This is a genomic window from Achromobacter sp. T5-5 (genome assembly GCF_055397965.1).
The window spans coordinates 1592521-1614430 of sequence record NZ_AP027919.1; the positions used below are offsets into that span (position 1 = coordinate 1592521).

Here is a 21910-nt window from a genome sequence, read left to right on the forward strand (position 1 = left end):
TCACGGCCTACCGGAGCCACGCCATGACCCACCGCCCGCATCCTGAAGCTCCTCGCCGCAAGGGCTGGCGCGCCGTGGGCGTGCTGGCGCTGGCCGCGGTGCTGGGTCTGGCGTTCTGGGGCTACACCACACCTGAGATGCAGATTCACTGGGAAAACCTGGCCGCGCTCTGCGGCTTTTAACCGGGATTTCAGACGCGCCCTATATCGCGGTGCAAGTCTCGCAAGTAAACAGGGGGAAGCGGAGGCTTATGTTTCGAATAAGCCCAGCGAGGTTGCCAGCCTGGTGGCAACCACAATGACGGATGCGGTCATGATCCTGGGTCGGGCGGAAGCCTTCTCTCGAGTCGACGTTTTGAAAATCAAGAAGGCGATTCGCATGAAGGCATGGCTCGCGGTTCTCTTTCTTGCGTTTCCTATGTTTGCTCGTGCGAACGGCTTCCCTGACGAGCCGTTCCGCACGCCTCCGGACGAGCGCTTTCTGGTGTCGGCAAACCCGTATTACCACCAGCCCGAGAGGGCGATCAAGAACCGGGTGGCGTACTTCAAGAAGCAGGATGGCGCCAACCATTTTTGTCTCGTCGGATATAAGTGGCGGGACGGCAATACGCAGGTGTGGCTGTATTGGCTGGAAGAGGGCAGCCTGGTTCAGTGGGACGGCAGCCTGGACCGGGAAATTCGAGAGGCCAGCCTGATGGATACCACCGATGGCGTGCGTTTGGCCGATATCCCCGCCGACGGCGAGGATCCCGGCCTGGGCGGAGCGCGGGTGACCCGTGTTCGGGCCTGGCATCAGTTGGTTGACGACTGCGAGCGGCACGGCCAGAAGTATGTCATTGCGCCTTTTGCCCTGAGTGGCAAATAGGCGCGCACGCACCGCATTCGCGGTCCGGCTCGCGGTATCCTACGGCGGAGATTTTCTCCGCCTTTTTTATCCCTAATTCCGCGCAGCCGACCGCTGCCCCCGTGGGTGCCCATGCAGGACGCATCGCCTTCCTATTCCGATCTTTCTCTGCCCGAGATCGCCAGCCTGCCCGCCGCCGGCACGCTCGTGCTGACGGTGAACAACCGCCTGTCGCGCCGGCTCACGCTTGAACTGGCCGGGCTGCTGCGGCAGGAGCGCCAGGTCAGCGAACTGCCGCGCATCCTGCCGCTGTCCGCCTGGCTGGCCGAGTCCGCCAACGAACTCGCATTCGAGGCCGACGAAGGCGTGCCGGCTTACCGGCTGGACAGTTTCGCCACGCAGCTCGTCTGGACGGAAGCGATCCGCCTCGAAGAAGCCGAGCGCGTGCTGCTGGACGCCAGCCAGGCCGCGCGGCTGTCCATGGACGCCGATCTGTTGATGGACGAATGGGCCTTGCAGGTGCCGTCCGGCGCCGACACCGACGAATACCGCGGATTCGCGCGGTGGCGCGAACGCTATCGCCGCACGCTCGCGGGTATCGACGCCGAGGACGCGAACCAGGGCTACGCGCGCGTGTTGCGCGCGCTCGAGGAAGGCCGCTTGGCCACCCCCGCGCAATTGGTGCTTGCCGGATTCACGGACATCTCGCCGCGTTTCGAACGTCTGCTGCAGGCGTTTCAGGCGCAGGGCACGGATGTCGCGCAATGGCGTGACGCCCTGCGCGTGCAGGCATTGCCCCGGCGATTCGAGGCCGCCGACCAGGGGGCCGAATGGCGCGCCGCCGCCGACTGGGCGGCCCGGCAATTGAAGTCCAATCCCACCGGCCGCTATGCCATCGTCTCGCCGCAACTGGAAGCGGAATCGCCGTTTGCGCGGCGGGTGCTGGGGCAGGCGTTGGCTGGCCGCGATGGCGCGCCTGCCTTTGCCTTCAACGTCGCGGTTGGCCGACCGCTCGACGAATGGCCCATGGCGCGCGCCGCGCTGGCCTGGCTGCGCGCGTTGGCCGAATGCGCGCCCGGCAAGGGTTGCGGCGTCGACGTGCTGGGCGCCGCGCTGCTCGCGGGCCACTGCGCCGGCGACGTGCGCGATCGCGCGCGCCTCGCGTCGCTTGACGCGCGTTGGCGTCGCCAGGGCCAATTGCATGTCGGGCAGCAGGAATGGCGCAGGCTGCTGGCAGATCTTCCCGCACTGGCGCAGGCGTGGGACCAGGCCATGGAAATCTGGACGCGGGGCGGCCGCCAGGCCACGTGCGACGTCTGGATGCTGCGCATGAAAGCCGCGTTGACCGCCCTGGGCTTTCCCGGCGAAGCGGCGCTCGATAGCGTGGGCTATCAGGTCATGGGGGCCCTGGGCGATGCGCTGGGGAGTTTTTCGGCGCTGGCGCCGGCCGCTGGCCGCCTGGGCGGCGTGGCGGCCGTGAACCTCCTGGAAAGCGTGGCGCGTTCCTCGTCGTTCCAGCCGCAGCGCGATCCGCTGGCGCGGCTGGACGTGCTGGGCTTGCTGGAAGCGGAAGGAGGGGCCTGGGACGGCCTCTGGTTGCTCGGGCTGACCGATGACGTGCTGCCTGCCTCGCCCAAGCCCAATCCGCTATTGCCGCTGGCGGTGCTGCGCCAGGCCAGGGCGCCGCGCGCCACGCCCGAGCGCGAGCGCGAATGGGCCGAAGGCATGTACGCGGCGCTGTGCCGCTGCGCGCCGCAGATCATCGTCAGCCATGCCCACATGGACGGCGAGCGGGAGTTGCGCCCGTCGCCCCTGATCGCGGCCCTGGACCTGACCGACTGGGCGCCCGCCCAGGCCCCGGCACAGCCGGCCTTGCCCCAGGAATCGCTGGACGATGCGCAAGGTCCGCCCCTGGCTGCCGGAAGCCGCGGCGGCGGCGGTCTGGACGTGCTGGACACGCAGGCGCGCAATCCGCTGTGGGCCTTTGTGCGCCACCGCCTGGGCGGCCGCGAACTCGCCCCCTATGCCGATGCGGCCACCGTGAACGTGCGGGGCCAATTCCTGCACAAGGCGCTGGAAATCGTGTGGGGCATGATGCCCGACCAGGAATCGCTGCATGAACAGCTTGCCTGCGGCCGGTTGCCCGCGCTGCTGGAACAGGCCGTGGCGCAGGCCGCCGACGAAGAACTCAAGGAGTACGCGCCTGCGCTGCGGGCCCTGGAATGCCAGCGCGCGCAGGGCGTGCTGGCGTCCTGGCTGGACCTTGAGGCGCAGCGCCTGCCGTTCGCCGTGGCGCAGGTCGAGAAGAATCACCAGTGGCAGCGCGGCGCGCTCAACCTGAAGCTGCGGCTGGACCGCATCGACACCCTGCCCGATGGCCGCAACGTCATCGTCGACTACAAGACCGGCGTGGCCGCGGCCAAGCCGGAACCGGACTGGTCGCGCAACCGTCCCGTGAATGTGCAGTTGCCGTTCTACGCGTCCGTGCTGGCCGATGCCGCGGGCGGCGAAGCGGCGGGCCTGGTGCTGGCGCAGATCCACGCACGCCAGGTCGCTGCGCAGGGCCTGGCCGACGAAGACCTGGGCATTCCGGGCGTCACGCTGGCCAGTGAAAGCAAATACTTCGACGGCCTGACATGGCCCGAGATCCGCCAGCGCTGGCGCGCGGCGATCGAGGGGCTGGCCGATGAATATGTCGCGGGGTATGCGGCCAACATGGCCTACCGGCGTGACGATCTGAAATACTGCGATGCATTGCCGTTCCTGCGTTTGCATCTTGACGACGAGGATGCATAAGCCATGGCCGAAATAGTTCGCCCGCAGCAGGCCGACCGAGAGCCCCAGGATCATGCCGCGCGTGCGGCGGCGCTGGACCCGACGCGCTCCTTCCTGGTCCAGGCCCCCGCGGGGTCGGGCAAGACCGAACTGCTGACCGATCGCATCCTGGCGCTGCTCGCTACCGTCAACCGTCCAGAGGAAATCGTCGCCATCACGTTCACGCGCAAGGCGGCGTCCGAGATGCACGCGCGCGTGCTCAGCAAGTTGCGGCGCGGGCTGGACGCACCGCCCGAGGCCGCGCACGAACGCCGGAGCTGGGACCTGGCCCGCGCGGCGCTGGCGCGCAACGCCGAATTGGGCTGGCATCTGCTCGAGCATCCCGCGCGCCTGGCCATCCGCACCATCGACTCGTTCTGCGCGGGGTTGGTGCGCAGCATGCCGTGGCTGTCCGAGCTGGGCGGCATGCCCGACATCACCGACGACGCGCGTACCCACTACGAGGCCGCCGCCCGCGCCACGCTGGATCTGGCCGATGAATACGAGGCCGTGCGCATTCTGCTCAGGCACCTGGATGTCGACGTGCAGGCGGCAAAAGACGCGATCGCCGACATGCTGGGGCAGCGCGACCAGTGGCTGCCGCTGCTGCGGCACGGCTCCGATCGCGAGGCCCTGGAGGCCACGCTGGCCGAAGCCATCGGCGAAGACCTCGACGCGCTGTGCGCGGCCATGCCCTACGGCTGGTCCGAGGCGCTTTGCGGCCCGGCGCGCCTGGCCGCCGCCCACCTGCAGGACGGCGATGGGGACAACAAGCTTGCGGCGTTGCTGGACTGGACCGAAGACCTGCAGCCCGACGCCGAGCTGCTGGACGCGTGGCGCGCGGTCGCGCATCTGCTGCTGACCAGCACGGGGTCCTTGCGCAAGACCGTCACCAAGAACCTGGGATTTCCGCCCAAGTGCGCGCACAAGGAACCGTTCGTGGCATGGCTGGAAGGCGCGGACGCGCAGGCCGCGTGGGTGAGACGCCTGCATGCCGTGCGCGATATCCCGGCGCCGTATTTCACGGATGCGCAATGGGAAGTGCTGGGCGCCCAGCTCATGACGCTGGCGCTCGCCGTGGCGCAATTGCGGTTGCGGTTCGCCGACCAGGGAGAAGTCGACTTCATCGAAATCGCCCAGCGCGCCGCCGCCGCGTTAGGCAGCGCCGACGATCCTGGCGAACTGCTGCTCAAGCTGGACGCCTCGATCCGGCATCTGCTCATCGACGAGTTCCAGGACACCAGCCAGACGCAGCTCGACCTGCTGCGCACGCTGACCTCGGGCTGGCAGTCCGGCGACGGCCGCAGCCTGTTCCTGGTGGGCGATCCCATGCAATCGATCTACCGCTTCCGCAAGGCGGAGGTGGGCCTCTTCCTGGAAGTGGCGGACCTGGGCGTCGGCGAGGTCAAGCCCGACTTCCTGAACCTGACGGACAACTTCCGCTCTCAGGCCGGCATCGTGGATTGGGTGAACAAGTCGTTCGTGTCGCTGCTGCCCCAACGCAGCGACGCCGCGGCAGGCGCCATCGCCTACAGCCCGTCCACCGCCTTCCATCCGGCCTTGCCCGATCCCGCCGTGCGCTTTCATCCGGCCTGGTCGCGAGAGGGCGCGGCGCCCGCCGAAGCGCAGGCCGAGGATATCGCGGTGGGCCTGGTGCGCCAGGCCCTGATTGAGCACAAGGGCGCCAAGCATCCGGTGGCGATCCTGGTGCGCGCGCGCAGCCACCTGGGCAATCTGACCCGCCGGCTGGCACAGGAAGGCATCCGATGCCGCGCGGTGGATCTGGTGCCGCTGGCCCTGCGCCCGGTGGTGGCCGACTTGGTGCAGCTCGTGCGCGCCCTGTCGCATCCGGCCGACCGGCTGGCGTGGCTGTCCGTGCTGCGCGCGCCGTATTGCGGCTTGACGCTGACATCGCTGCAACGCCTGTTCGGCGACGACCACGTCACGCCGGTGCCGGTCCTGCTGGAACGCGCGCTGCGCATGACGCCGCAGCCTGTCCTGGAGACAGGTGCGTCGGCCGCGGCGCCGCAGGGGTCGCTGTTCGACGCGCCCGCCGCAGAGCCCGACGCGCCGTCGGCCCAGGCTTTGCTCAGCGCCGACGAATTCGCCCGCCTGCGCCAGGTGGCGGCAGTCCTGCTCGACAAGCGCAACGCATCAGGCGCGATCCCGTTCGCCGCGTGGGTCGAGTCGCTGTGGCGCCGCCTGGGCGGACCCGGCCTGTATGCGGGGCTATCGGTCGCCAATGACGCGGAAAGCCTGTTCCAGCTCGTCGAGCGCCTGGCGCCGCACGGCAACATCGACGTATCCGCGCTGGACGCCGGGATCGCGCGCCTCTTCGCCGCGCCGGACGCCGCCGACGAGGATGAAGGCGCGGTCGAAATCATGACCATGCACAAGTCCAAGGGCCTGCAGTTCGAAACCGTGATCCTCTACGGCCTGCACCGCGCTCCCCGCGGCGACCAGGCGCCGCTGGTGCGCTTCGAACAAAGCGGCGGCCGCGTCCTGTTCGGTCCCGTCAAGCCGCGCGCCGAAACCGAAGCCGACCCGGTCTCGCGCTACCTGGGCGCCCGCGAAGCCCGCCGCGCTTCCTACGAAATCGACCGCCTGCTCTACGTGGCCGCCACGCGCGCGCGCAAACGGCTGCATCTGGTGGGCCACGTGTCGATCGACGACGCCACCGGCCAGGCCAAGACACCGCCCGCAGCCAGCCTGCTCGGCCGCCTCTGGCCCTGCCTGACGCCGCCCGTGCCGCCGTCTTTGAACGAAGACACCACGCAGGCGCAGGACGATGCCCCCGAATGGCAGGGCGAGCCCCTGCGGCGCATCGACGGCGCCGGCCTGGCGCACCTGCAACGCCAATCCCAGGTCACCATGAGCGCGGGCTTCGCCACCGCCGCCCGCGGCGCCTGGGGCGAAGCCGCTGAACATCCCGCCTGGCAACTCGAAGCGGGCTACGACGCCGCCATCGGCACACTGGCCCACGCCTGGCTCGCCCGCATCGGCCAGGACGGCATCCAGGCATGGCCCGCCGAGGCCCTGGCCCCGCGCCTGCCCGCCATGCGCCGCCAGCTCACCCGCGCAGGCATCCCCGCCAGCCAGGCAGACGCAGCCGCCGAAGCCGTCCTCGACACCCTGCAAGCCACGCTCGCCGACGAGCGCGGCCTGTGGCTCCTGTCCCAATCCGGCGCCCGCCGTGAATGGCCCCTCATCGACGCCGCAGGCAAGGTCTCGGTCATCGACCTCGCCCTCAGCACCGAAGACGGCTGGCTGATCGTCGACTACAAAACCGGCCGCCCCCATCCCGGCGAATCCCCCAACGCCTTCGCCACCCGCATGCGCCAACGCCACGGCGAACAGCTGCAACGCTACTGCACCCAAGTCTCCGCCCTGGACGGCCGCCGCGCCCGCGCCGCCCTGTACTTCCCCCGCGCAAAAGCATGGATAGATCTGCCCTAGGAACGAAGCAACCCAAGCGAATTAAGCCAAGCGAAACAAGCCACGCAAAATAAGCCCCCAAGACTAAGCCGCCATCCCGAAAGCAAGGCAATGCGAAGCGAGCCAAACGGGCCAGCGAAGCGAAGCCCTCCCCGAGCCAAGCCGCCCACCCCCAAAGCCAGGCAAAGCGAAGCGAGCCGAAGGGGCCAGCGAAGCGAAGCCCCCACCCCCTCCCCCTCGGGGGGAGGGCTGGGGAGGGGGCCCACATACTGCCCCTCGGGGCCCGCCAGTCGAGATTCGAGCGAGCGCGCGAAGCGCAGCTCTGCTAGAATCTCGACTGGCGGGCCCCTTCGCATGGTTCGACGGTGAACCTGGTCAGGTCGGGAACGAAGCAGCCATAGTCGTTTAGGGTCAGTGCCGGAGTAAGGCTCGCCAACCGGATTCTTCAAGGCAGGTAGCGTTTGCTACATCGCTTTCAAAGGGGACGGGGTTATTTTCCAAGGATTCAATCCACGGGAATAAGCCCGTCCCCTTTGCATTCCAGCCCGCTCGATCAACGGGTTCAACAATCAGGCTCTACAATCCAGCCATGACTTATCTGGTATTGGCCCGCAAGTGGCGGCCGCGATCGTTCGATACCCTGGTGGGACAGGATCACGTGGTGCGCGCGCTCACCCATGCGCTCGACACGCAACGCCTGCATCACGCCTGGTTGTTCACCGGCACCCGGGGCGTAGGCAAGACCACGCTCTCGCGCATCCTGGCCAAATCGCTCAACTGCGAAACCGGCATCACCTCCAAGCCCTGCGGCGTCTGCCGCGCCTGCACCGAAATCGATGCCGGGCGCTTTGTCGACTACCTCGAGCTGGACGCCGCGTCCAACCGCGGCGTCGAAGAGATGACCCAGCTCCTGGAGCAGGCGGTTTACGCGCCGGGCGCGGGGCGCTTCAAGGTCTACATGATCGACGAAGTCCACATGCTGACCGGGCATGCGTTCAACGCCATGCTCAAGACGCTGGAAGAGCCGCCGCCGCACGTCAAATTCATCCTGGCCACGACCGACCCGCAGAAGATCCCGGTGACGGTCCTGTCGCGCTGCCTGCAATTCAATCTGAAGCAGATGCCGGCCGACTCCATCGTCGGCCACCTGCAGGCCGTGCTGGGCCAGGAAGAGGTCGGTTTTGAAGTGCCGGCCCTGCGCCTGATCGGCCAGGCCGCGTCGGGTTCGATGCGCGACGCCTTGTCGCTTACCGACCAGGCCATCGCCTACAGCGCGGGCAACCTGACCGAGGACGCCGTGCGCGGCATGCTCGGCACCATCGACCAGCGCCATCTCGTCCGCCTGCTGGACGCCCTGTCAACGGGCGACGCCAAGGGCGTGCTGGCCGTGGCCGACGAGCTCGCGATCCGCGGGTTGTCCTATGCCGGCGCGCTGGCGGATCTGGCCGTGCTGCTGTCGCGCGTCGCCATCGAGCAGCGCGTGACTGGCGTCACTGCGGCTGAAGACCCGCTGGCGGCCGACATCGCGCGTCTCGCGCAGGCGCTGCATCCAGACGCCGTGCAACTGTTCTACTCCGTCGCGGTGCATAGCCGCGGCGAATTGACCCTGGCGCCGGACGAGTACGCGGGCTTCATCATGGCGTGCCTGCGCATGCTGTCGCTCAACGGCGATGCCGGGCCGCAGACCGCGCTGGAAGCGCCCGCCGCGCCCGCCCGTCAGGCAGCAGCCGAACCGGCCGTGGCCGCCGCCTCGCACGCCAACGCTGCGACGGGGGCTGAGGTGGATACGGCAACGCGCGCCCCGGCAATCGCCGCGCCGTCCTCCCACGCGTCCGCGAACAATGGCGCCCCAAGCCACGCCGCGTCGGGCAATGCGGCGGTCAACCAGGCTGCAGCAGGCGATGCGGCTGCGCCCAGCGAGGGCGGGGCAGCGCATGACGCCCGAGCCGATGCGGCCACGTCCGCTTCCGTGGTGCCCGCAGCCGCAGCCACAGCTACCCCCGCAGCTACAGCTACCGCCGCACCCGCAGCCGAACCCACAACCGCGCCCGTCGCCCCCGCGTCCGCCGCTCCGGCAGCCGAACCCCAGGTCGCCAACGCCCCGGCCGCTGCCGGCGTTGCGCCCGACCCAGCCGCCGCCAGCCTCGCGTCCCGTTCACCGGCCGATCCTGCCGGCGTCCCGCAGGCGCAACCGCCGGCCACCTCCGCGCCCAGTCCGCAACCGGCCAGCAACCACGGCGTTCCCCCATGGGAAGACTTGCCCGCTGACGCTTCCGATGCGCCCACCGGCGCCGCGGCTGCCAAGGCGCAGGGCTCGGCCGCGCTGGCGGTGACGCCCGCCGCGGCGGCCATCGCGGCGTCGCCGGCCATGGACGACGCCGACGGTCCGCCGGCCTGGGTCGACGAAGAAATACCCTTTGAAGCCGAAGGCGGGTTCGTGCCCGACGGCGGCTTCACCTCCGATCCGGACGACGATTTCGAAACGCTGGCCACCACGCCCTCGACGGCGCCGGTGGCACCAGCCCCCCGGCGTGCAGGCCCGGCGCCTGGCCGCAAGCGCGCGTCGCGCGCCCGCCTGTCCGACATGGATTCGGCGTCATGGCCCGAGCTGGCCGCCCGCCTCCCCGTGACCGGTCTGGCCGCAGAACTGGCGCGCCAGAGCGAATGGGCCGGCGTGCAGGGCGATGCGATCGTGCTGCGCGTGGCGGTCAAGACCCTGGCCGAAAGCGAAAGCCGCGTGCGCCTGCAAACCGTCCTGTGCGAACATTTCGGGCAAGGCATACGGCTGGACGTGCAGGTCGGCGTCACCGGCGACGCCACGGCCCATGCCGTGGCCAAGGCCGAGACCGCGGCGCGCCAGTTGGCCGCCGAAAACGCCGTGGCCGAAGATCCCTTCGTGCAGGCGCTGTTGGCGGATTTCGGCGGTCATGTCGTGCCCGGCTCGATCCGCCACGTAGATTCCCCGGCCGCCGCCTAGGGCGGCGGCCCCCCTCATTCCCCTCGTTCAAGGAAGCTCCCATCATGATGAAAGGACAACTCGCCGGCCTGATGCGCCAAGCGCAGCAGATGCAGGAAAACATGAAGAAGGCGCAGGACGCGCTGGCCGACATCCAGGTGGAAGGCGCCTCGGGCGGCGGCCTGGTGAAGGTCACCATGAGCTGCCGTCACGACGTCAAGCGCGTCGAGATCGACCCGTCGCTGCTGGCCGACGACAAGGACATGCTGGAAGACCTGGTCGCCGCCGCGTTCAACGACGCGCTGCGCAAGGCCGAAGCCACGTCCCAGGAAAAGATGGCCTCGGTGACCGCCGGCATGCCGCTGCCCCCGGGCATGAAGCTGCCCTTCTGATTGCCGCTGCCGTAGGCTGAGATGGATCCTTTGCTGCCTGAACCCGAGCCGCTCGTCACGCTGATCGAAGCGCTGCGGCGGCTGCCTGGCGTGGGCGTGCGCTCGGCCAGACGCATGGCCTATCACCTGTTGCAGCATGACCCGCAAGGCGCGGACATGCTGGGGCGGGCGCTCGCGGGCGCGGTGCGGGACCTCAAGCACTGCGCGCGCTGCAACAGCTTCTCGGAAGACGAGGTCTGCGCCACCTGTTCCAACGCCAAGCGCGATCCCACGCTGCTGTGCATCGTGGAAACGCCAGCCGACCAGAACATGATCGAGTCCAGCCACGGCTACCGCGGCCTGTACTACGTGCTGATGGGCCGGGTGGCGCCGCTGGAAGGCATCGGTCCGCGCGAACTGGATTTCGATCGCGTGATCAAGCGCGCGACCGACGGTGTGGTGCAGGAGGTCATCCTCGCCACGAACTTCACCGCGGAAGGTGAGACCACGGCCCATTTCCTGGGCGAAGCGCTGGGCGAGCGCGGCCTGCGGGTCACGCGCCTGGCGCGTGGCGTGCCCGCCGGCAGCGAACTGGAATACGTCGACGCGGGCACCATCGCCTGGGCCCTGATGGAGCGCAAGACCACCTGACGCTCGCGGTATCAGAACGCCCTGCGGCTACGTATCGCCAGGGCCAGAAATGTGAGGAAGACAAGCCATGTCAGCGCTGACCGGACTGAAGGTCCTGGAACTCGGCACGCTCATCGCCGGCCCGTTCGCCGCGCGCATCTTCGGCGAATTCGGCGCCGACGTCATCAAGGTGGAAACCCCGCACGGCCCCGACGGCACGGGCGGCGGCGACCCCATCCGCAGCTGGCGCCATCTGCACGAGGGCAATTCCCTGTGGTGGACGGTGCAGGCCCGCAACAAGCAATCCATCGCGCTCAACCTGAAAGACCCGCGCGCCCAGGAGATCGCCCGCAAGCTGGCGCTGGACGCCGACGTGGTGGTCGAAAACTACCGGCCCGGCGTGCTGGAGAAGTGGGGCCTGGGCTACGAACAGCTGCGCGCCATCAACCCCGCCCTCATCATGGTGCGCCTGTCCGGATATGGGCAGACGGGCCCCATGAAGGACCAGCCAGGCTTTGGCGCCATAGGCGAATCGATGGGCGGCCTGCGCTACGTGTCCGGCCACCCGGACCGCCCGCCGCTGCGCGTCGGTATTTCCATCGGTGATTCCATCGCGGCCCTGCATGGCGTGATTGGCGCGATGATGGCGCTGCGCCATCGCGACGCCACCGGCGGACGCTGGAACGGCAAGGCGGGCGACGACTGCCAGGCGGGGCAGGGGCAGATGGTGGACGTGGCGCTGTACGAAGCCGTGTTCAACATGATGGAAAGCCTGGTCCCCGAGTACGACGTGGCCGGCGTGGTGCGCGAACGCACGGGCGGCGCGCTGCCCGGCATCGTGCCCTCCAATACCTACACCACCCGCGACGGACAGAACATCGTCATCGCGGGCAACGGCGACGCGATCTTCCATCGCCTGATGCGGGCGATCGGCCGCGACGATCTTGCCGAGGACCCGGAGCTGGTGCGCAACGACGGCCGCGCGCGGCGCGTCGACGAGATCGACGGCGCCATCCAGCAATGGTGCGACGGGCGCGGCATCGATGCGGCGCTGGACGCGCTCAAGCGCGCCGACGTGCCGGTGGGCAAGATCTACAGCGTGGCCGACATGTTCAGCGATCCGCAGTTCCTTGCGCGCCGCATGATCGAGCAGCACCGCCTTGCCGATGGCAGCCCCGTCAAGCTGCCCGCCGTGGTGCCCAAGCTGTCCGAAACGCCCGGCCAGACGCGCTGGGTGGGCCCGAAATTAGGGGAACATACCGAGGAAGTCCTGAAATCGCTGGGGTATGATTCAGCGGCTATCGACGAGCTGGCGAAGACCGGCGCTATCGGCAAACCCGACAACCAGGAGACAAACCAATGACAGTCACCCGCCGTGAACTGCTCAAGATGGCCGGCGCTGCCGGCGTCATGGGCATGGCCCCCGCCATCGTGCGCGCGCAGAAGCTCGAAAAGACCAAGGTCCAGATCGCCGTCGGCGGCAAGCCGCTGATCTATTACCTTCCGCTCACTATCGCGGAAGTGCGCGGCTACTTCAAGGACGAAGGGCTGGACGTCAGCATTGCCGACTTCGCCGGCGGCTCCAAGGCCTTGCAGGCGGTTGTGGGCGGCAGCGCGGACGTGGTGTCCGGCGCGTTCGAGCACACGCTGTCCATGCATTCCAAGGGCCAGGCCTATCGCGCCTTCGTGCTGCAGGGCCGCGCGCCGATGATCGGCGTGGGCGTCTCCAAGAAGAACCTGCCCGGCTACAAGAGCGCGGCCGACCTGAAGGGCAAGAAGATCGGCGTGACCGCGCCGGGTTCGTCCACCAACATGGTGGTCAGCTTCTTCCTCGCCAAGCATGGCCTGAAGGCTTCCGAGGTTTCGTTCATTGGCGTGGGCGCCGGCGCCGGCGCGGTCACCGCGCTGCGCAGCGGCCAGATCGACGCCATTTCCAACACCGACCCGGTGGTCTCGATGCTGGAAATGCCCGGCGAGATCCAGATCATCGTCGACACCCGCACGCTCAAGGACACGCAGGACATCTTCGGCGGCAACATGCCGGCGGGCAGCCTGTATGCGCCGCAAGCCTTCATCGACGCCAACCCCAACACCACGCAGGCGCTGACCAACGCCATCGTGCGCGCGGACAAGTGGATCCAGAAGGCCGGCCCCGAAGAAATCGCCAAGGTCGTCCCGGAAGCCTACCTGCTGGGCGACCCGGCGGTTTACAAGGCGGCGCTTGCCAAGAGCATGGAAGGCCTGTCGCCCGACGGCATGATCCCCGAAGACGGCGCCGCGACCGCACTCAAGGCGCTGGCTGCGTACCAGGCTGAATTCAACGCCTCGAAGGTCGACGCCTCGAAGGTGTGGACCAACGATTTTGCGCGCCGCGCCAACGAGAAGTACGCCAATGGCTGAAGCTGCACTGTCGCTGGAAAACATAAGTTGCACCTTTGTCTCGCGTGATGACCGTTCGCAGCGCTACACCGCCGTCAGCGACACGACCCTGGCCATCGCGCCAGGGGAGTTCGTGTCGGTGGTGGGCCCGACCGGTTGCGGCAAGTCCACGTTGCTCAACGTCAGCGCGGGCTTGCTGGCGCCGTCCTCGGGGCAGGTGAAGGTCTTCGGCCAGCCCCTGGCCGGCATCAACGAACGCGCGGGCTACATGTTCCAGGGCGAGGCGCTGCTGCCCTGGCGCAGCGCGCTGGACAACGTCATCGCCGGCCTGGAGTTCGCCAACGTGCCACGCGCCGAGGCCCTGGAGCGCGGGCGCGAATGGATGCGCCGCGTCGGGCTGGGCGGCTTCGAGGGCCGCTATCCGCACCAGATGTCAGGCGGCATGCGCAAGCGCGCCATGCTGGCGCAGACGCTGATCCGCGATCCCGACATCATCCTGATGGACGAGCCGTTCTCCGCGCTGGACATCCAGACGCGCCAGCTCATGGAGAACGAGGTCCTGGACCTGTGGATGGCCAAGCGCAAGGCCGTGCTTTTCATCACCCACGACCTGGACGAAGCCATCGCGATGAGCGACCGCGTGATCGTGCTGTCGGCGGGTCCGGGCACCCATCCCATCGGAGAATTTGCAATCGATCTGCCGCGTCCGCGCGACGTGGCCGAAGTGCGCATCGACCCGCGTTTCGTCGAGCTGCACGCCGCCATCTGGGGCGTGCTGCGCGAGGAAGTGCTCAAGGGCTATGCCCAACAGAAGCGAGCCTGAGCCATGCCCAAACTGATCAAATCCGGTTCCGGCAGCCTGCGCGTCTGGCAATTGCTGCTCCTCGTCATCATCCTGGGCGTCTGGCATTTCGCGTCGCGTGATCCCAAGGTTGCCTTCTTCTTCGGCGAACCGCTGAAGGTCTGGGGGCGCATTTGGGCCTGGTTCGTCACCAATGCCGATATCTACGGCCACCTGGCCGTGACGCTGACCGAGACCGTGCTGGCGTTTTTCATCGGCACCATCGCGGGACTGGCCTTCGGGCTGTGGCTGGGATTGTCGCCGCGCGCCAGCGCGATCCTCGATCCCTACATCAAGGCGGCTAATTCGATGCCGCGCGTCATCCTGGCGCCTATCTTCGGCATGTGGTTCGGCCTGGGTATCTGGTCCAAGGTGGCGCTGGCGGTCACGCTGGTGTTCTTCATCGTCTTCTTCAACGTCTACCAGGGCGTGCGGGAAGTGAGCCCCACCTTGCTGGACAACGCCCGCATGCTGGGCGCGCGCAAGCGCCAGTTGCTGCGCCACGTCTACCTGCCATCGGCCACGAGCTGGGTGTTTTCCAGCCTGCACACGTCCGTGGGCCTGGCTTTCGTGGGCGCGGTCGTGGGCGAATACCTGGGGTCGGCAAGCGGCGTGGGCTACCTGATCCTGCAGGCGGAAGGCACGTTCGACGTGAATACCGTGTTTGCCGGCATCATCGTGCTGACGGCCTTCGCGCTGGTCCTGGACACCATCGTCGGGGTGGGCGAAAAGCGCCTGATGAAGTGGCAGCCCAAGTCGGGCGAAACCGAAAAGCTGTAGCGGACTTTGCGCCGCGCTGCCGGCCTCAGGCCCGCAGCGCGCGCTGGCTGCGCAGCCAGCCGGTCAGGCTGTCGAAGGCGTCGCGGGCGCCTTGCAGCGCCTGCGGCTCGTGGCCCAGCGCGCCCGCCTCGCTGTCCAGGTGCAGCAAAAAAGCCTTCCACAACGGTCCGAGCTGCTCGCCATAACCGTGCAGATAGCGCTGGGGCAGGTCGGGCGCCACTTCTTGCAGCCGCTTGGCCAGGAACCGCCCGCCCAGTTGCGATCCTTCCACCACGTAGGCCACGCCCAGCGCATAGGCATCCGGCGCCGCTACCGCGGGCGGATGCGCGCAATGCAGGACGGGCGTGACATCGCCGGCCATCTTCAGATCTTCGTACAGCCAGGCACTCTTGCCGGCGCGCTCCGATGCGCGCAGGGCTTCGGGCCAGTCCAGTTGCCAGAGCCGCTGTTCCAGCGGTTCCAGCCAGCCCAGAAGGGCGCGCAGGTAGGTCAGGTAGTCGTCGCGGTCGACATGGCTTTCGGCCAGCGCCAGGCCCTGGTCCAGCGTCTCGTGGCGATCGCGGGTGCCCTCGCGCAGCACCTGGTGAACGGGAGAGATCATGCGGTCGGCTCGCTAGGCGGAAGAGGCGGCCGGCAAGTGCAGGGACCAGCAGCGGTCCTGGCGTTCCAGCCGCCAGCCCGCCGCGGTGGCAAGAAGCTCGACCTCCTGGGGGTTGAAGGCCATCGGCTGCTCGGCGCCGCCGCCTTCGGGCAGCCGCGCGCGCCATACGCCGGGCTCCGACGCATCCAGTTCGAGATGCGCGTCGGCAGGCACCATCGGCAACAGGCACAGCAGCCACGCCAGCACCAGGTACCGCGTGCTGAAGACCGGCACATCGGCATGGACCACCTGCTCGGGCCAGCGGATGCCGTGACGTGACAGCAGCAGATGCGAGAACATCAGCTTGCGGCATTCCTGCAGCAGATCGCCGCAGGGGGTCGTGGCGCCGGCGTCGCTCAGCCATCCCTCCAGCTCGCGCACCACGCCCACGCTTTCTTCGAGCATCTCGGCAAGATCGCCGGCAAGCCGTTCGCAGCGTTGCTGGACGGCTTCATTGCTGGCGCCTTCGGGCGCCTGCCGCAGCATGGCGGCAGCGAGGGAGGCGCTGGACAGCGGGCCCAGGACTTCGTGGCGCAGCACGGGAAAGATCTGGCAGAACACCTTGAGCTGCACGCCCTTCACGGCCAGCAGGCCAAGGGTGTCGGATTGCGTCATGAAAAAACCGTCAGTTGGCCTCGTGCAGAATGGCCAGCAGCGCGTCGGGATCCGCGGGCTTTTCGATCCATCCGGTGAAGATGTTGTTGATGGCGTCCTGCCGCTCGTGCCGCGCCAGGCCGCTCAGGGCGTAGATGCGGGGCGGGTTGGGACGCTCGCGCAGCCGCTTGGCCAGCTCGTAGCCGTCCATGTCGGGCAGCAGGATGTCCAGCAGCACGGCATCGGGCGCGAACGTGTCGACCAGTTCCAGGGCTTCGCCTCCGGTGGCGGCGCACCGCGTCTCCAGATTGGAAAGCGCCAGGAACTCGGCCAGCAGTTCCGATCCCATTTCGTTGTCGTCCACCAGCAGGACGCGCATGGCGCGCACTTCGTTCAAGTTGTGTCTCCCAGGTTCAAGCGTGTTTGGTGTCGGGCATGCCGCGCGGCAGCGTTACCGTGAAAATGATAAGCCCGTCGCGGCATTCGACCGCGATGTCGCCCCCGTGGTCGCGTACGACCTGCTCGGCGATGTACAGGCCAAGCCCCAGGCCGGAGCGGTTGCGCGACTGGCCCACCGATTCCGGCTTGAACGGCGAAAACAGGTGCGCGAGCACCTCATCGGGGATCGGCTCGCCGTAGTTCGTGACGCTCAGCGTGATGAGGTCGTCGGAAACCTCGGCCTTGACCAGGATGGGCTGGCGCGGCGCGCCATGCTGGCGCGCGTTGCTCATGAGGTTGGTCACGACCTGCGCGATGCGGTCGGTGTCGGCCATGAGGGTGAGGCCGGCGGGCAGGTCGGGTTCGATGCGCAGTCCCGGGTAGGCCTGGCGCTTTTCGTCGATCAGGCCGTTCACCAGGGCCGACAGATCGCACGGCCGCTTTTCGATTCCCAGGCCCAGCCCGCCTTGCAGGCGCGACAGGTCCAGCACCTGCGAAATCAGGCGCTGCATGCGGCCGCTGGAATAGCGGATGCGCTCGCCCATGCGCGCGCCCGTGTCCGTCCTGGACAGCAGGGTGGCGGCCATGGAAATGGACTGCAGGGGGTCCCGCAGGTCATGGCCCAGCATGGCCAAGAGGGCGGTGCGCGCGCGGTCCACGTCGGCGGCGCGGCTGGTCGAGATGTGGGAAAGCTCGTCGCGCAGGCCGTCCGCGGCCTCCAGCTCGGAAGGCAGCCAGGACGTGCTGACCCCGCGCACCACTTCGCGCCACGCCTCGAACGAGCCGCGCGGCGTCAGGCGCGGGCCCAGGCTGCCCACGGCGTATTGCTTCTCGGGCCGGCCGCCCCAGACCAGGGTTTCGATCTGTTCCTTGCGCAGCCAGATCAGCCAGCCGTTGTTCATGGGGTCGAACTTGCAGGCCAGCAGGCCCGCGTACGGCACCAGGTCGGTCTGCAGCTCGGGGTAATCGCGTGCGATGTTGGTGGTGTGGACCAGACGCTGGCCGCTTTGATCCAGCGCGCACAGAATGCCGGCCAGTTCGCCGCGCGGCGCGATGCCGCCGAACACGGTCACGCTGTTGCCCCACAGACAGAGCGCGGCGTCGTTCGGCACGAGCGATGCCGGGGTCTGGTCGCCGCGCGAGAGGGCCTGGTGCACGTTTTCGGTCGACGACACGCGTTCGGCAAGGTAGCTGACCAGCGCGGCGCTCTTGCGGGACTGCTCCGCGCGCTCGTTGGCTTCGATGCCGGACACGGTGGCGGACACCACCTGGGCCATCGCTTCGCACGCCAGGCGGGCCGGATAGGGAACGGCCCGCGGCGAGTGGTGATGACAGGCGATCATGCCCCACAGGCGGCCCCCGATCACCAGCGACAGGCTCATCGACGCGCGCACGCCCATGTTCGCCATGTATTCGAGGTGGATGGGGGACACGCTGCGCAGGACGGAAAAGCTCATGTCCAGCGGGCGGGGATCGGGCGAGGGCGCGCTCAGGACGCGCACCGGCTGGTAGGTGGCGTCGGCGATCAGGCGCAGGGTGTTGACCGTGTACAGGCGGCGCGCCTGCGCGGGGATATCGCCCGCGGGGTAGCGCCGGCCCACCCAGTCGTCCAGGTCGTCGCGGCGCTGTTCCGCCACGATCTCGCCGCTGTCGTCCGGATGGAAGCGATACGCCATCACGCGATCGAAGCCCGTGGCGCGCTGCACTTCGCGCACCATGCTGTCCAGCAGTCCCGGGATGTCGCGTTGGCGGCGTACCCGCTCGATGCTGCGGTAGATGCGCTCCGGCGCGGCAATGCCGACGCCGTCGCCCCGGCGTTCCAGCTCGACGATGGTCAGTCCGTCGCTGTTGCGGTGGCCGATCACGTCATAGGTCGCGCGGTCCTGCGTGATGGTCAGAGGATCGAAAATGGGGTCAGGGTTGCCCACCCAGGAAGACAGGCAGTGGGCCAGGCCCGGCGGCAACGTTTCGTGCGGGCAGGGCTGATCCAGCGTCAGGCAGGTGTCCAGGATGCGTGCGGCGTTTTCGCTGGCATAGCGCAGCGTGCCATCCGAGTCGAATGCGAGCAGCGCCCCCAACGGTTGGATGGCGCCCGGAATATGTATCGGTTCGCTGTCGCAGTTCGCGAGAGTGAATGGAGGGTAGGATGTGGTCGGCGCATTCATTCGTGCGAGGTACCGTAGACGCGCAGGGTTGCTGCCATTATGTCAAAGATATTGTGAGAATGTGTGCATTTGCTGCCCTTCAATATGTCAGGAGTTCGCATGGCCCGCCTGTCCTACGCTGATTTGACTCATCCTGAAGCACGGCCTCTGGTCGATCGCATCGTCGCGGAACGCGGCAGCGTGCTGCACCTGTATCAGATGCTGCTGCACAGTCCCGCCGTGGCCGGCGGCTGGCTGAACTACCTGACGTCCATCCGGCAGCTCAGCAGCCTGCCCGGGGATCTCCGGGAGCTGGTGATCATGCGCGTGGCGGCCATCAATGGCGCGCCCTACGAGGCCGACCAGCATGCGCCGATCGCCCTGAAGGAAGGCGTGTCTCAGGAAAAGCTCGATGCGCTGGACGCCTGGGAAGGTTCCGGGCTGTTCAGCGAACGTGAGCGGGCGGTCCTGGCCTACACCGACGCCATGACGCGCCAGGTGCAAGTGCCCGATGCGGTGTTTGAGGCCGCGCGGGCAGCCATGGGGTCGGAAAAACTGGTCGTCGAACTCACGGCGACGGTGGCGGCCTACAACATGGTATCGCGCTTTCTGGAAGCGCTGCAGGTGCACTCCCACGATAGCCGCTGACCAGGCGGCGCGGCGGCGCGGCGAGCGTCGCCGCGCCGGCCGGCTTCAGCCCCGTTGCGCCTCGATCAGCGCGTCCAGCTTGATGGCGTCGGCCACGAAGAGGCGGATGCCCTCGGACAGCTTCTCGCTGGCCATCGCGTCATCGTTGAGCAGCGTGCGGAACGTCACTTCATCCGCGCCCAGGCGCGTAACGTCGCCCGCGGCGTCGCTGGCGCGAAGCTGCGCGGGGGCGTCGCCCTCGGTGGCGGCCAGCTTGTTCAGCAGTTCCGGGCTGATCGTCAGCAGGTCGCAGCCCGACAACGCAAGGATCTGCCCGACATTGCGAAAGCTCGCGCCCATGATTTCGGTGGGAATGTCGAAGTGCTTGTAGTAGCGGTAGATCGCGGTGACGGATTGCACGCCGGGATCTCGCGCGCCGGCATTGTCGTCTTCCACCCAGGCCGCGCCGGCCGATTTCTTGTACCAGTCGTAGATCCGGCCGACGAACGGCGAGATGAGCTGCACGCGCGCATCCGCGCAGGCGACCGCCTGGGGCAGCGAGAACAGCAGCGTCAGGTTGCAGCGGATGCCTTCGGACTGCAGCGCCCGGGCGGCCTGGATGCCTTCCCAGGTGGAGGCAATCTTGATCAGCACCCGTTCGCGCGGGATGCCGGCGGCCTCGTACAGGGCAATCAGGCCGCGGGCGCGCTCGATGGTGGCGCGGGTGTCGAACGACAGGCGGGCGTCCACCTCGGTAGACACGCGGCCCGGCACGATGTCCAGGATCGCGCGGCCGAAGGCGACCAGCAGGCGGTCCATCAGTTCGGGGATGGACGCGCCGCGGTGCTCGCGCGCGGACTTTTCCAGAAGCGGACGATAGGCGTCCTGCTGGACGGCCTTAAGAATAAGGGACGGGTTGGTCGTGGCGTCCGTCGGACGCAAGGCCTTCATGGCTTCGAAGTCGCCGGTGTCGGCGACAACGGTGGTGTGGTCACGCAGGGCGTCAAGTTGGCTGGGCATGGACTGATACGACTCGCAACTGGCTAGGGTTGAAGGTGCTGCTAGCGTATCACCGACGCCGCCACGACGCTGTCGGCCGCAAGGGCGAGGCCGTCGCCGCAAAGGGGCGCAACGGCGCGGCCGAAACCGCCAAAATCCCGGTTTTGGCCTTATTTGGCGCGGTTCCCCGGGAAAAACGGCCGGTCAAGGTATAATCCGAAGGTTTGATTATCGATTCTAAAACCGGGGTTTACTGTGCTGCCGCAACTTTTTCCCGAGGGGATCAACCGCTTCCCTCCTGCAATTCTGGCTCTGGCGGACGGTACCATTTTTCGAGGCGTGTCGATCGGTGCGCCTGGCCATACCGTTGCCGAAGTGGTGTTCAACACCGCGATGACCGGGTACCAGGAAATTCTCACCGATCCGAGCTACAGCGGTCAGATCGTCACGTTGACCTATCCGCACATCGGCAACACCGGCGTCAACGCCGAAGACGTGGAAGCGAACCGCGTCTATGCCGCCGGCCTGGTGGTCCGCGACTGTCCCGCCCGCGTGTCGAACTTCCGTTCCACGCAATCCTTGCCCGAGTACCTGTCCGAGCAGGGCATCGTTGCCATTTCCGGCATCGACACCCGCAAGCTCACGCGCATCCTGCGTGAAAAGGGCGCCCAGGGCGCGTGCATCTTCGTGGGTTCCGACGCCGAGCGCGCCGTTGAACTGGCCCGCGGCTTTCCCGGCATGACCGGCCAGGACCTGGCCAAGGTCGTGTCCATCAAGGAAAGCACCGGCTGGACCCAAGGCACCTGGCAACTCGGAGAAGGCTACACGTCGCCCGACCAGTCCAAGTTCCACGTGGTCGCCTACGACTATGGCGTCAAGAGCAACATCCTGCGCCTCCTGGCCGACCGCGGCTGCCGCATCACGCTGGTGCCGGCGCAGACCAGCGCCGAAGACGTCTTCAAGCTCAACCCCGATGGCGTGTTCCTGTCCAACGGCCCCGGCGACCCCGAGCCCTGCGACTACGCCATCGACGCCACGCGCGCGTTCCTGGACAAGAAGCTGCCGGTGTTCGGCATCTGCCTGGGCCACCAGATCATGGGCCTGGCGGTGGGCGGCAAGACCGTCAAGATGAAGACCGGCCATCACGGCGCCAACCACCCCGTGCAGGACCTGCAGTCCAAGCGCGTGTTCATCACCAGCCAGAACCACGGTTTCGCGGTCGACGCGGCCAGCCTGCCTGCCAATGCGCGCGTGACGCACGTCTCGCTGTTCGACGGCACGCTGCAAGGCTTCGAGCTCACCGACCGCCCGGCCTTCTGCTTCCAGGGCCACCCTGAAGCCAGCCCGGGTCCGCACGACATCCTGGAGCTGTTCGACAAGTTCATCAGCCTGATGTCCGGCCAAAAGTAAAGATTGCAT

Annotated in this window: 18 protein-coding genes and 1 other RNA gene; 14 read left to right on the forward strand and 5 right to left on the reverse strand. The window is 67.8% G+C overall.

All coding sequences use genetic code 11. From position 1 onward, the window contains the following. The first annotated feature begins 23 nt into the window (after positions 1-23). The 12 genes from ACZ50Q_RS07185 (at position 24) to ACZ50Q_RS07240 (ending at position 15049) form a co-directional block, all read left to right on the forward strand. Positions 24-182: a hypothetical protein gene (locus tag ACZ50Q_RS07185; RefSeq protein ID WP_175493129.1), complete on the forward strand. Its 159-nt coding sequence runs from the start codon at positions 24-26 to the stop codon at positions 180-182. A 115-nt stretch (positions 183-297) separates the two neighbouring features. Next, positions 298-864 (forward strand): hypothetical protein, encoded by a 567-nt coding sequence (locus ACZ50Q_RS07190; protein WP_464081002.1) that lies wholly within the window; start codon positions 298-300, stop codon positions 862-864. A 111-nt stretch (positions 865-975) separates the two neighbouring features. Continuing rightward, positions 976-3639: a PD-(D/E)XK nuclease family protein gene (locus ACZ50Q_RS07195; RefSeq protein ID WP_464081003.1), complete on the forward strand. Its 2664-nt coding sequence runs from the start codon at positions 976-978 to the stop codon at positions 3637-3639. A 3-nt stretch (positions 3640-3642) separates the two neighbouring features. Then, the gene (locus ACZ50Q_RS07200) at positions 3643-7113 is read left to right on the forward strand and encodes a UvrD-helicase domain-containing protein (protein ID WP_464081004.1); all 3471 of its coding nucleotides are present in this window, start codon (positions 3643-3645) and stop codon (positions 7111-7113) included. Positions 7114-7431: 318 nt separating this feature from the next. Further along, an RNA gene (gene ffs / locus ACZ50Q_RS07205) (signal recognition particle sRNA small type) lies at positions 7432-7529 on the forward strand. Positions 7530-7681: 152 nt separating this feature from the next. Further along, positions 7682-10069, forward strand: coding sequence for a DNA polymerase III subunit gamma/tau (dnaX, locus tag ACZ50Q_RS07210; protein ID WP_464081005.1), 2388 nt, complete (start codon positions 7682-7684; stop codon positions 10067-10069). A gap of 44 nt (positions 10070-10113) precedes the next feature. Further along, entirely contained in the window at positions 10114-10440 is a 327-nt protein-coding gene (locus ACZ50Q_RS07215; protein WP_076515890.1) for a YbaB/EbfC family nucleoid-associated protein, read from the forward strand. 21 nt (positions 10441-10461) lie between these two features. Continuing rightward, the gene (recR, locus tag ACZ50Q_RS07220; protein WP_076515888.1) at positions 10462-11070 is read left to right on the forward strand and encodes a recombination mediator RecR; all 609 of its coding nucleotides are present in this window, start codon (positions 10462-10464) and stop codon (positions 11068-11070) included. Positions 11071-11137: 67 nt separating this feature from the next. Continuing rightward, positions 11138-12412 carry a CaiB/BaiF CoA transferase family protein gene (locus tag ACZ50Q_RS07225; RefSeq protein ID WP_464081006.1) on the forward strand — a complete coding sequence of 425 codons (1275 nt, stop codon included), beginning with the start codon at positions 11138-11140 and terminating at the stop codon, positions 12410-12412. Further along, complete coding sequence (locus ACZ50Q_RS07230; protein WP_464081007.1) at positions 12409-13449, forward strand: ABC transporter substrate-binding protein; 1041 nt, start codon at positions 12409-12411, stop codon at positions 13447-13449. The genes ACZ50Q_RS07225 and ACZ50Q_RS07230 overlap by 4 nt, the downstream gene beginning before the upstream one ends. Continuing rightward, the gene (locus tag ACZ50Q_RS07235; RefSeq protein WP_092578828.1) at positions 13442-14251 is read left to right on the forward strand and encodes an ABC transporter ATP-binding protein; all 810 of its coding nucleotides are present in this window, start codon (positions 13442-13444) and stop codon (positions 14249-14251) included. Before ACZ50Q_RS07230 ends, ACZ50Q_RS07235 begins: the two co-directional genes overlap by 8 nt. Positions 14252-14254: 3 nt before the next feature. Continuing rightward, positions 14255-15049, forward strand: a complete 795-nt coding sequence (locus ACZ50Q_RS07240; RefSeq protein ID WP_092578830.1) for an ABC transporter permease — start codon at positions 14255-14257, stop codon at positions 15047-15049. 25 nt (positions 15050-15074) lie between these two features. On the opposite strand, the gene ACZ50Q_RS07245 is transcribed toward ACZ50Q_RS07240, so the two are convergent. The 4 genes from ACZ50Q_RS07245 to ACZ50Q_RS07260 are packed head-to-tail and all read right to left on the reverse strand — an operon-like array spanning position 15075 to position 18799. Next, positions 15075-15650 (reverse strand): biliverdin-producing heme oxygenase, encoded by a 576-nt coding sequence (locus tag ACZ50Q_RS07245; protein WP_092578832.1) that lies wholly within the window; start codon positions 15648-15650, stop codon positions 15075-15077. A 12-nt stretch (positions 15651-15662) separates the two neighbouring features. Further along, positions 15663-16304, reverse strand: coding sequence for a hypothetical protein (locus tag ACZ50Q_RS07250; protein ID WP_076515876.1), 642 nt, complete (start codon positions 16302-16304; stop codon positions 15663-15665). 10 nt (positions 16305-16314) lie between these two features. Beyond that, positions 16315-16671 (reverse strand): response regulator, encoded by a 357-nt coding sequence (locus tag ACZ50Q_RS07255; protein ID WP_231952261.1) that lies wholly within the window; start codon positions 16669-16671, stop codon positions 16315-16317. 25 nt (positions 16672-16696) lie between these two features. Further along, positions 16697-18799 (reverse strand): ATP-binding protein, encoded by a 2103-nt coding sequence (locus tag ACZ50Q_RS07260; protein WP_464081008.1) that lies wholly within the window; start codon positions 18797-18799, stop codon positions 16697-16699. 186 nt (positions 18800-18985) lie between these two features. Here ACZ50Q_RS07260 and ACZ50Q_RS07265 point away from each other — a divergent pair, with 186 nt between their 5' ends. After that, entirely contained in the window at positions 18986-19513 is a 528-nt protein-coding gene (locus ACZ50Q_RS07265; protein ID WP_076515869.1) for a carboxymuconolactone decarboxylase family protein, read from the forward strand. Between the two features lie 45 nt (positions 19514-19558). On the opposite strand, the gene tal is transcribed toward ACZ50Q_RS07265, so the two are convergent. Continuing rightward, positions 19559-20512 (reverse strand): transaldolase, encoded by a 954-nt coding sequence (gene tal / locus ACZ50Q_RS07270; protein WP_464081009.1) that lies wholly within the window; start codon positions 20510-20512, stop codon positions 19559-19561. Between the two features lie 234 nt (positions 20513-20746). On the opposite strand from tal, the gene carA reads away from it, so the two are divergent. Next, positions 20747-21901 carry a glutamine-hydrolyzing carbamoyl-phosphate synthase small subunit gene (carA, locus tag ACZ50Q_RS07275; RefSeq protein WP_076515865.1) on the forward strand — a complete coding sequence of 385 codons (1155 nt, stop codon included), beginning with the start codon at positions 20747-20749 and terminating at the stop codon, positions 21899-21901. Positions 21902-21910: the final 9 nt, after the last annotated feature.